The sequence below is a fragment of the Streptomyces sp. NPDC056948 genome, from assembly GCF_042674225.1.
Taxonomy (GTDB): domain Bacteria; phylum Actinomycetota; class Actinomycetes; order Streptomycetales; family Streptomycetaceae; genus Streptomyces; species Streptomyces purpurascens.
The window spans coordinates 1-9222 of record NZ_JBHUQX010000382.1; the positions used below are offsets into that span (position 1 = coordinate 1).

General features: G+C 71.0%; 9 protein-coding genes. 4 read left to right on the top strand and 5 right to left on the bottom strand.

The features are described 5' to 3' along the window. Positions 1-32: 32 nt before the first annotated feature. A complete protein-coding gene (locus ACFTZL_RS35090) occupies positions 33-2516 on the bottom strand; it encodes an alpha-L-arabinofuranosidase C-terminal domain-containing protein (RefSeq protein WP_382591441.1) in 2484 nt (827 codons plus the stop codon). Positions 2517-2653: 137 nt separating this feature from the next. On the opposite strand from ACFTZL_RS35090, the gene ACFTZL_RS35095 reads away from it, so the two are divergent. Further along, positions 2654-3094: a DUF6314 family protein gene (locus ACFTZL_RS35095; protein WP_382591461.1), complete on the top strand. Its 441-nt coding sequence runs from the start codon at positions 2654-2656 to the stop codon at positions 3092-3094. Here ACFTZL_RS35095 and ACFTZL_RS35100 read toward each other — a convergent pair. The 3 genes from ACFTZL_RS35100 to ACFTZL_RS35110 form a co-directional block, all read right to left on the bottom strand. Further along, positions 3076-3669, bottom strand: coding sequence for a histidine phosphatase family protein (locus ACFTZL_RS35100; protein ID WP_382591444.1), 594 nt, complete (start codon positions 3667-3669; stop codon positions 3076-3078). The two genes, ACFTZL_RS35095 and ACFTZL_RS35100, sit on opposite strands and share 19 nt — an antisense overlap. Before the next feature lie 73 nt (positions 3670-3742). Next, the gene (locus ACFTZL_RS35105) at positions 3743-4183 is read right to left on the bottom strand and encodes a GNAT family N-acetyltransferase (protein WP_382591447.1); all 441 of its coding nucleotides are present in this window, start codon (positions 4181-4183) and stop codon (positions 3743-3745) included. Between the two features lie 39 nt (positions 4184-4222). Continuing rightward, the gene (locus ACFTZL_RS35110; protein WP_382591450.1) at positions 4223-5659 is read right to left on the bottom strand and encodes a PLP-dependent aminotransferase family protein; all 1437 of its coding nucleotides are present in this window, start codon (positions 5657-5659) and stop codon (positions 4223-4225) included. On the opposite strand from ACFTZL_RS35110, the gene ACFTZL_RS35115 reads away from it, so the two are divergent. Together ACFTZL_RS35115 and ACFTZL_RS35120 are read left to right on the top strand one after the other, a co-directional pair. Beyond that, positions 5658-6575, top strand: a complete 918-nt coding sequence (locus ACFTZL_RS35115; protein WP_382591453.1) for a DMT family transporter — start codon at positions 5658-5660, stop codon at positions 6573-6575. The two genes, ACFTZL_RS35110 and ACFTZL_RS35115, sit on opposite strands and share 2 nt — an antisense overlap. 91 nt (positions 6576-6666) lie before the next feature. Next, entirely contained in the window at positions 6667-6867 is a 201-nt protein-coding gene (locus ACFTZL_RS35120) for a DUF1918 domain-containing protein (RefSeq protein ID WP_010045242.1), read from the top strand. Positions 6868-6889: 22 nt separating this feature from the next. On the opposite strand, the gene ACFTZL_RS35125 is transcribed toward ACFTZL_RS35120, so the two are convergent. Then, positions 6890-8119, bottom strand: a complete 1230-nt coding sequence (locus tag ACFTZL_RS35125; RefSeq protein WP_382591456.1) for a glycoside hydrolase family 10 protein — start codon at positions 8117-8119, stop codon at positions 6890-6892. Between the two features lie 180 nt (positions 8120-8299). On the opposite strand from ACFTZL_RS35125, the gene ACFTZL_RS35130 reads away from it, so the two are divergent. Beyond that, positions 8300-9175, top strand: coding sequence for a 3-hydroxybutyryl-CoA dehydrogenase (locus ACFTZL_RS35130; protein WP_382591459.1), 876 nt, complete (start codon positions 8300-8302; stop codon positions 9173-9175). The last annotated feature ends 47 nt before the right edge of the window (positions 9176-9222 follow it).

Here is a 9222-nt window from a genome sequence, read left to right on the forward strand (position 1 = left end):
GCCCGGGGGACAGCGGCCCACGCCGGCGGGTGCTACCTCTGCTTGATCCTCAGGAACGTGACGGAGTCCGCCGGGAAGGTGTACGTGAACTTCCCGGAGACGCCCCTGAAGGTGGACGTCACCGGAGTGACCGGCGTGTCCGTCTCGGTGTTCACCGCGTCCGGCTCGGCGGCCAGCGTGGTCACACGGGCGGTGGAGGCGACCTTCGCGCCGCCCAGGTCGATGGCCGTACGGGCCTCGGCGGACTGGGCGTTGACGACCTTGACGATCAGGTCACCGGTCTTGGCGTCCTTGGTGACGACCTGGCGGAACGGCTCGGCCGGCTTGTCGTCGGTGAAGGTGCCCCACTCCTTGCCGTCGAGGAGCAGCGTGACCTGGCGGCCGCGCACCTTGATGTCGATGTCGTAGGCCCGGCCGGTCTCGATCGAGCCCGGCTTCGTCATCAGCGTGCCCTTGCCGCCGTCCACGGCCTGCTCGATCGCGGACTGGGTGTTGTTCCAGCCGCCCAGGTTCCACCAGTAGTAGTTGCCGGTGTCCTTGACGCCGAAGGCGACCAGGAAGCCCTCCTTGCCGGACTTCTTGGTGGCCTTCACATGCAGGTCGTAGTCCTTCCAGGCCGGGTCGCCCGCCGTGACCATGGTGTTCTCGGCCGCCGCGTCGGTCTGGACGTACTGCCCGTCCTGGATGCTCCAGCTACCGCGGCCGCTGCCCGTCCACTTCGAGGCGTCACCCGAGAAGTCGTCGCTCAGCAGGGTCGAGCCGTCCGCCGAGGTGACCTTCACGTCGTCGTACGCGGCGCTGGTCGCCCACGTGGACAGTCCGACGGCACCGGTGATGGGACCGCTGACGTCGGGCGTGGTGGTGGCCTTCGAGGGGACGACACGGTCACCGACGTTGGTCATGAACAGCTTCTGGACCTCGTAGTTGGCCGAGTTCCAGGAGGCCCGGTTGTTGAACCAGATCATGTCCGGCCGCCACTGGACGTAGTCCTCGTTGGCGAGCAGCGGGGCGTACGAGGCGAGCTTGACGATGTCCGCGTTGCGCTCCAGGCCGGTCATGTACGCGGCTTCGGAGAGGCCGTTCTTCCAGGCGTTGCCCTGGGAGGCGTACTCGCCGAGGAAGACCTTGGGGCCCTTGCGGTCGTAGGAGTCGTAGCGGTCGTTGTTCTGCAGGAACCAGTTCGGGCTGTTGTAGTAGTGCTCGTCGACCATGTCGACCTTGCCCTCGCGGTTGAGCTGCCAGGCGGTGTCGAAGGTCGTGCCGGCGTCGTCCGGGCCCGAGTTGGAGATGACGGTGATGTCCGGGTACTTCGCCTCGATGGCGGTCCGGAACTGCTGGAAGCGGGCGAAGAACTCCTTGGGGAGGTTCTCCTCGTTGCCGACCCCGATGTGGGTGAGGTGGAACGGCTTGGGGTGGCCCATCCGCGCGCGCACCTTGCCCCACTTGGAGGTCGCCGGTCCGTTGGCGAACTCGATGAGGTCGAGGGTGTCCTGGATGTGCCGCTCGAGCAGGGCGTCGTCGTCGGTCGCCTTGTTCTGGCCGCAGCCCGTCACCAGCGCGGGGACGACGGGCAGCGGCATCGCGCCGACGTCCTCGGAGAGGCGGAAGTACTCGTAGTAGCCGAGGCCGTAGCTCTGGTTGTACCCCCAGAAGTTGGCGTTGGTGGCGCGCTCCTCGACCGGGCCGATGGTGTCCTTCCACTGGTAGCTGCGCTTGCGCTGCCAGTTGGACGCCTCGCTGTAGTCCTCCATGGAGCCGGTGTTGACCAGGCAGCCGCCGGGGAAGCGCACGAAGCCCGGCTTGAGGGCGGCGATCTTCTCGGCGAGGTCCTTGCGCAGGCCGTTCGGCTGGTTCTTGTACGTGTCACGCGGGAACAGCGACACCTCGTCGAGGGCGGCGGCGTTCGTCGAGGCCACGGCGAGGCGGCCGCGGTTGCTGGTGCGGGTCGCGGTGAACGTGGCCTTGTACTTGGCCCAGCCGCCCTTCACGGCGACCTGGCGTGCGGTGGCCAGCGTGCCGGCGGTGTCCTTCAGCGAGACGGTGAGCGTGCTGCCGCTCTCGGCCCGGGCCCACACGGAGAAGTCGTACCGCTTGCCCTTGTCGACCCGGATGCCGGTGTTGTAACCGGCGTTGGTGACGGACGCACCGGCGCCCAGGGAGAGGTAGTTGCGGTTGCGCGCGTTGAGGCGGCCCGAGTCGTTCACGACCTCGGCCGTGCCGCCGGCCGCCCAGGAGGTCAGGGGCGTGTAGGAGCCGTTGTCGGCGGTGGAGTACTCGAAGGATCGGTTCTGCACGAGCTCGGCGTACAGACCGCCGTCGGCGGCCCGGTTGATGTCCTCGAAGAAGACGCCGTACATCGTGTCGTCGATCGCCGCGCCCTGGGCGGAGGGGTCGACGGTGATGGCGTAGTCGGTGACGTCCTCGGCGTGCGCGGGGGCCGGTACGAGGGCTGCTGCCGTCAGGAGAGCGGTGGTCGTGAGACCGAGTCTCCATCGGGTGCGGGCGGTGCGTGGCATGGATACTCCGCGGCTCTCTGATAGAGGAGTGTTCGAAATATCAGACATTGATCAGCACTTCGAACGGCAAGATAGGGAGGGGGCTGATGCGCGTCAATGGGTCGCGCAGCAACGGTTGGGACGGAGAGCGGGACGGGATGGGCGAGTTCTGGCCAGTGCCGGACGTACTGGCGTTTCTGGCCGGACGCTGGAGCGTGACGCGGTCGGTGCGGGATCTCGCGAGCGGTGAGCAGGGGGAGTTCTCCGGAACCACCGATTTCCGGACGGAGGAGGACGGCGGCCTGCTGCACCACGAGTCCGGCACCTTCGTCTGGCAGGGCGTCGCCCGGCCCGCCGAGCGGACGCTACGGTTCCTGCCGGGCCCGGGCGGTGCCTCGGACGTGCGGTTCGCGGACGGCCGGCCGTTCCACGACCTGGACCTGACGTCCGGGCGGTATGTCGCCGACCATCCCTGCTCGGCGGACCTCTACCGGGGTGAGTTCACGGTCCGGGACGCGGACCACTGGCGGACGGTGTGGCGGGTGCGCGGCCCGGCCAAGGACCTGGTGCTGCGCACCGACTACGCGCGCGAGGGCTGAGCGGTCACCCCGTCGAAGCGCAGGTTCCAGCGCCCGCCCCGGCCGGTCACGGAGGTCGTCGACAGCGGGCGGACGTCGATGTTCCAGTACGTCGAGGGCGGCGCCTTCAGGGCGTAGACCAGGGCGGCACGGATCACGGACGGTTCGGCCACCGCCACGACACGGCAGCCGTCGTCGACGGGCCGGGTGTCGAGCCAGCCGCCGACCCGGGTGATGAAGTCCACCAGCGACTCACCGCCGTGCGGTGTGGCACGTGGATCGGCGAGCCAGGCGTCCACGGCCTCCGGCTCCCGGGCCATCGCCTCGCCCAGGGTCAGTCCGCGCCACCGGCCCATGTCGCAGTCCCGCAGTGCGAGTTGCACCAGCGGCGCGTACCCGAGCCCCTCCCCCGTCGCACGGCTGCGCGGGGTCGGCGAGCAGTAGCGCAGCTCGGCCGCGGCGAACGGCAGCAGGCCCTGGGCGGCACGCTCCACCTCACTCCAGCCGACCTGGTCCAGCGGCCGGTCGTCCGCGAATCGTTCGGCGAGCAGCGAGGAGCTGCGCGCGGCGGCGACGAACGTGACCCGAAGTGGCATGCGGCGATCGTGGGTCCCGCAAGTGCGCAGGTCAAGAGGTGTTACCTGGGAGTTACCCAGGGTGCCCCGGCCCTCACTGGCCGAAGATGAGTGCCATCCAGTGCTCGGGCCGCTCCAACTCCGCGAAGCCGAGCTTCTCGTAGACGCCGTGCGCGTCGTGCGTGGCGAGCAGGACCCTGCGCACCCCGTACTGCCGCAGTTCGTCCCGGACGGCCGCCAGGAACGCGGTGCCGACGCCCTTGCCGCGCACCGATGGGTCCACGTACACGTCGCACAGCCATGCGAAGGTGGCCCGATCCGTGATGACCCGGGCATACGCCACCTGCTCACCCGAAACCATCTCGTACACGCCGAAGTTGAGCGAACCCTCGATCGCCCCGTCCTGCTTCTCGCGGGAGCGTCCCAGCGCCCAGTACGCGTCGGTGGACAGCCAGCGGTGGACGCGCTCGCGGTCGATACGAGCGGGGTCGGCGGACATCTCGTAGCCCTCGGGCAGGGGCGGCGTCTCGGTCATGACGGGATGCTCGCAGGCCCCCGCCCGGGCGTCGAACGCTTATCCCAGCACCTCGTCGCAGGCCGTCCGCAGTCGCCGTACGCCCTCCGCGATCTCCCCGGTCCCCGCGACCGCCGCGAAACTCAGCCGGACGTGCGCGGCCGGCGGCTCGGCGCTGAAGTAGGGGCGCCCGGGAGTGATCGCGACACCCGCGCGCAGGGCGGCAGTGGTCAAGGCGGACTCCTCCACGCCCTCGGGCAGCCGCGGCCACAGGTGGTAGCCGCCGGACGGGATGTGCGGCAGTGCGAAGTCCGGCAGGTGCAGCCCGAGCGCGGTGGTCATCGCGTCCCGGCGCGCCTTCAACTCGACGGAGACGGACCGCAGATGACGCGGCCAGGCGGGCGAGCCGACGAGTTCGAGCGCGGCCTCCTGAAGGGGCCGGGGCACGAAGAAGGTGTCGACGACCTGGATGGCGCGCAGCCGCTCCAGGACCGGCCCGCGCGCCGCCAGGGCGCTCACCCGGAAGCTCGGCGAGGTCGCTTTGGTCAGCGAGCAGACGTGGACGACGACGCCGTCGGGGTCGTCGGCGGCCAGCGGGCGCGGCAGCGGCCCGGCGTCCTCGTGCACGAGCCGCCGTACGAAGTCGTCCTCGACGACGAACGCGCCCGCCTCCCGGGCGATGCGCAGCACCTCGCCGCGTCGCTCGGGCGCCAGCGACGCGCCGGTGGGGTTCTGGAAGAGCGGCTGGCAGACGAAGGCCGGGGCGCCGCTGGCCCGGAAGGCGTCGGCGAGCAGCGCCGGTTTCACGCCGTCGGCGTCCACCGGGACGGGCACCGGGCGCAGGCCCGCGGCACGGGCGATGGCGAGCATGCCGGGGTAGGTCGGCGACTCGACCAGGACGGGGGCACCGGGCGGCGCGAGGGCGCGCAGGGCGGTGGTGAGCGCGGACTGGCCGCCCGCGGAGATCAGCACCTCGGCGGCGGTGAAGGGCCCGCCGATGCCACGCGCGAACCACTCGCGCAGCTCCGGCAGCCCCTCCATGGGCGGGCGCCCCCAGGCACCGGGACGCCGTCCGGCGCGCGACAGGGCGGCGGCCATCGCCCGCTCCGGCTGCAGCGACGGGTGCAGATAGCCGCCGTTGAACTCGATCACACCCGGTGGCGGGGTGGCCAGCGTCGCCAGTACCCCGGAGGCGTCCACCGAGCGCGGGACGAGGTCGGCGGCGCCGTCCGCGCTGAGCGCGACCTCCTGCCAGGAGGTGTCCCCGGCGGGCGCCGGTGCCGTCCGTTCCTGTGCGCGGAACGCGCCCGCGCCGGGCCGGGTGACCACCAGCCCCTCGGCGACGAGCTGCGCCAGAGCCCGGGACACGGTCACGGGGCTCACCCGGAACCGCTCGACGAGGGCCCGGCTCGACGGCAGCTTTCCACCAGGCGAGTAGCGGTCGAGCTCCCTCCGGAGCTGTTCCGCCAGTTCAGCGAGGCTGCTACGCTCTTGCATGAGAGCACAGAGTAGCGCTACTACCGCGCCGCGGATAGCAGTCGCCGCGGATGCGGACCGCCCCGGCCTCGGCACCCTCCAGGCCGCCCTCGGCGTCATCGCCTTCTCCCTCACGTTCCCCGCCACCGCCTGGGGGCTGGAGGGCTTCGGGCCCTGGTCGCTGGTCGCCGTCCGGAGTGTGCTCGCCGCGGTGATCGCCGGTGGCTGTCTGCTCGCCCTGCGTGTGCCGCTGCCCGACCGACGGCACCGGCCGGGCCTCGCGGTCGTCGGGGGCGGGGTGGTGCTCGGCTTCCCGCTGCTGACCACGCTGGCGCTGCGGACCTCGACCACCGCGCACGCCGCCGTCGTGGTCGGTCTGCTCCCCCTCACCACGGCCCTCTGCTCCGCCCTGCGCGTCGGCACCCGGCCCTCGCGCACCTTCTGGACGGCGTCCCTCGCGGGCGCGGCGGCGGTGCTGGCCTTCACCGTGCAACAGAGCGGCGGCGCCCTGAGCACGGCCGACCTGTACCTCTTCGCGGCGCTGCTGGTGTGCGCGGCCGGCTACACCGAGGGCGGCCGGCTGGCCCGGGTCATGCCGGGCTGGCACGTCATCGGCTGGGCGCTGGTGCTGTGCCTGCCGCTGACCGTGCCCGTCGCAGCGCTCGCACTGGCGCAGGAACCCGTGCGGCTGACCGCGCACAGCGTCACCGGGCTGCTGTGGGTCGCGGCGGGCTCGCAGTTCGTCGGCCTGGTCGTCTGGTACCGGGGCATGGCGGCCATCGGCATCCCGAAGGCCAGCCAGTTGCAGCTCGCCCAGCCCCTGCTCACACTGGTGTGGTCGGTGCTGCTGCTGGGCGAGCACCTGCCGGTGGCCGCCCCGCTGACGGCAGCGGCGGTGCTGGTCTGCATCGCCGTCACACAGCGGGCGCGCGGCTGAGCGGGGCGCGCACGGCCCCCTGCCAAGTAGCGTCCCCCGCCGTAGACTCGAGGCGACGGACCGCTCTCCGCACCTCGTGAGGAGGCCCCAGATGCGCGCAACCGTGGGCGACCAGCTTGTCCAGCACGGCAGGGTGGTCGGTCAGCACGACAAGGTCGGCGAGATCGTCGAAGTGCTCGGCCAGGAGGGCAACCCCCCGTACCGCGTCCGGTTCGAGGACGGGCACGAGGGAGTGTGCTCACCTGGACCCGACACCGAGATCCGGCACCGGGAGACCACCACCGGGCCGTGATACGGCCCGGGGGCGACGCCGGCTACTCGTAGTGGTCGGCGACCACCCTCGCCATCGCCCCGATCCGATCGGTCGCCACGTCCTTGGCGGCGAAGAAGACGTGCCCGCGCACCTGCGCGTAGTCATCGGCCAGCGCCAGGTGCCGGGACAGCTCGGCCGGGTTCTGCCAGGCCGCGGGCTGCGCCGGGTCACCGGCCTTGTACAGCGCCTCCCCCACGTAGAGCTTCGTCGAGGTCCCGCGCGCGACCTCCGCCCACCAGGGCACCAGCTTCGCGTAGTCGGCGGCGGCGAAGCCGATGTTCCAGTAGAGCTGCGGGACGATGTAGTCGATCCAGCTCTCGCGCACCCACTTGCGGGTGTCCGCGTGCAGGTCGTCGTACGTCTGCACGCCGGCCCGGGTGTCCGAGCCGCGCTTGTCCGTCGCGGCGTTGCGCCACACGCCGAAGGGGCTGATGCCGAACCGGGCGCTCGGCCTGACCTTCTTGATGCGGCCCGCCGTCTCCCGCACCAGCTTGTTGATGTTGTCCCGCCGCCACGCGGCCCGGCTCGGGAAGCCGCCGCCGTGCTCGTCGTAGGCCGCGTCGTCGTCGAAGCGCTGGCCCGCCACCGGGTACGGGTAGAAGTAGTCGTCGAAGTGGACGCCGTCCACGGGGTACTTCCGCACCGCGTCGAGCATCGCGTCCTGCACGAAGGCACGGACCTCGGGCAGCCCCGGGTTGTAGTAGAGCTTCCCGCCGTACGTCACCACCCAGTCCGGGTTCCGGCGCGCGGGGTGGGAGGCGGCGAGCCGGGACGGGTCGGCGTGCGTCGCGACCCGGTACGGGTTGAACCAGGCGTGGAGCTGGAGACCGCGGGCGTGGGCCTCCTCGACTGCCGTGCCCAGCGGGTCCCAGCCCGGGTCCTTGCCCTGGGTGCCGGTGAGGTACTGCGACCACGGCTCGTACGGTGAGGGCCACAGGGCGTCCGCCGTGGGCCGCACCTGGAAGAACACGGTGTTGAGCCGCCTGCGGACCGCCGTGTCGAGGTGCTTGCGCAGCTCGGTGCGCTGCTTCGACGCGCTCAGCCCCGTTTTGGACGGCCAGTCGCGGTTGGCCACGGTCGCCAGCCATACGCCCCGCATCGCGGAGGCCGCCCTGTCACCTCCCTTGCCGTCCCTCTTGACGTCCTCCTTGGGTGCGGCCGACGCCGGAGGCACCATCGTGAAAGCCGACAGCGCCGTCACCGCGAACGCCCTGCGTGACACTCGTCCCATCCGCATGCCCCAAAATGCCGCGGATCCGCCCGGTCGCGGATCGCTCCGGGCCCAGAATGCCCGACTCTGGGCCTACCCCCGCGATCGATCATCGATACTTGGGAGTAACGTGCTCGAACGGAGCAGGCACCGGACCACGGAGCACCTGCCCGGACGTGGATCAGCAGCGAAAGGGACGATGTGACGGACATCCCAGCGGGAGACATTGCACGCGTCGGAGTCGTGGGCTGCGGTCAGATGGGCGCGGGGATCGCCGAGGTGTGTGCCCGGGTCGGTCTGGACGTCATGGTCGCCGAGACCACCGGCGAGGCACTGGAGATCGGCCGGACCCGGCTGTTCAACTCCCTGGCCAAGGCAGCGGAGCGCGGCAAGATCACCGAGGAGGAGCACGAGGCGGCGCAGGCCCGACTGAGCTTCACCACGGACCTCGGCGAGTTCGCCGACCGTGATCTGGTGATCGAGGCCGTCGTCGAGAACGAGCACGTCAAGACCGAGATCTTCCAGGTGCTCGACCAGGTCGTGACCCGGCCCGACGCCATCCTGGCCTCCAACACCTCCTCCATCCCGCTGGTGAAGCTGGCGGTGGCGACCTCGCGGCCCGACCGCGTCATCGGCATCCACTTCTTCAACCCGGCCCCGGTGCAGAAGCTCGTCGAGCTGATCCCGGCTCTCACCACGTCCGAGGACACGATCGGCCGGGCCGAGCAGTTCACCGAGAAGCTCCTGGGCAAGCACGCCATCCGCGCCCAGGACCGCTCCGGTTTCGTGGTCAACGCGCTGCTGATCCCGTATCTGCTCTCCGCGATCCGCATGTTCGAGACCGGCATCGCGAGCCGCGAGGACATCGACAACGGCATGGAGATGGGCTGCGCCCACCCGATGGGCCCGCTGAAGCTCTCCGACCTCATCGGCCTGGACACGGTCGCCTCGGTGGCCCAGTCGATGTACGAGGAGTACAAGGAGCCCCTGTACGCCGCTCCCCCGCTGCTCCAGCGCATGGTCGACGCGGGCCGCCTGGGCCGCAAGTCGGGCTCGGGCTTCTACACGTACGACTGACCGTACTCCCGAGGCCGATTACGGACGGTCAGAATTCGGCCAAACTG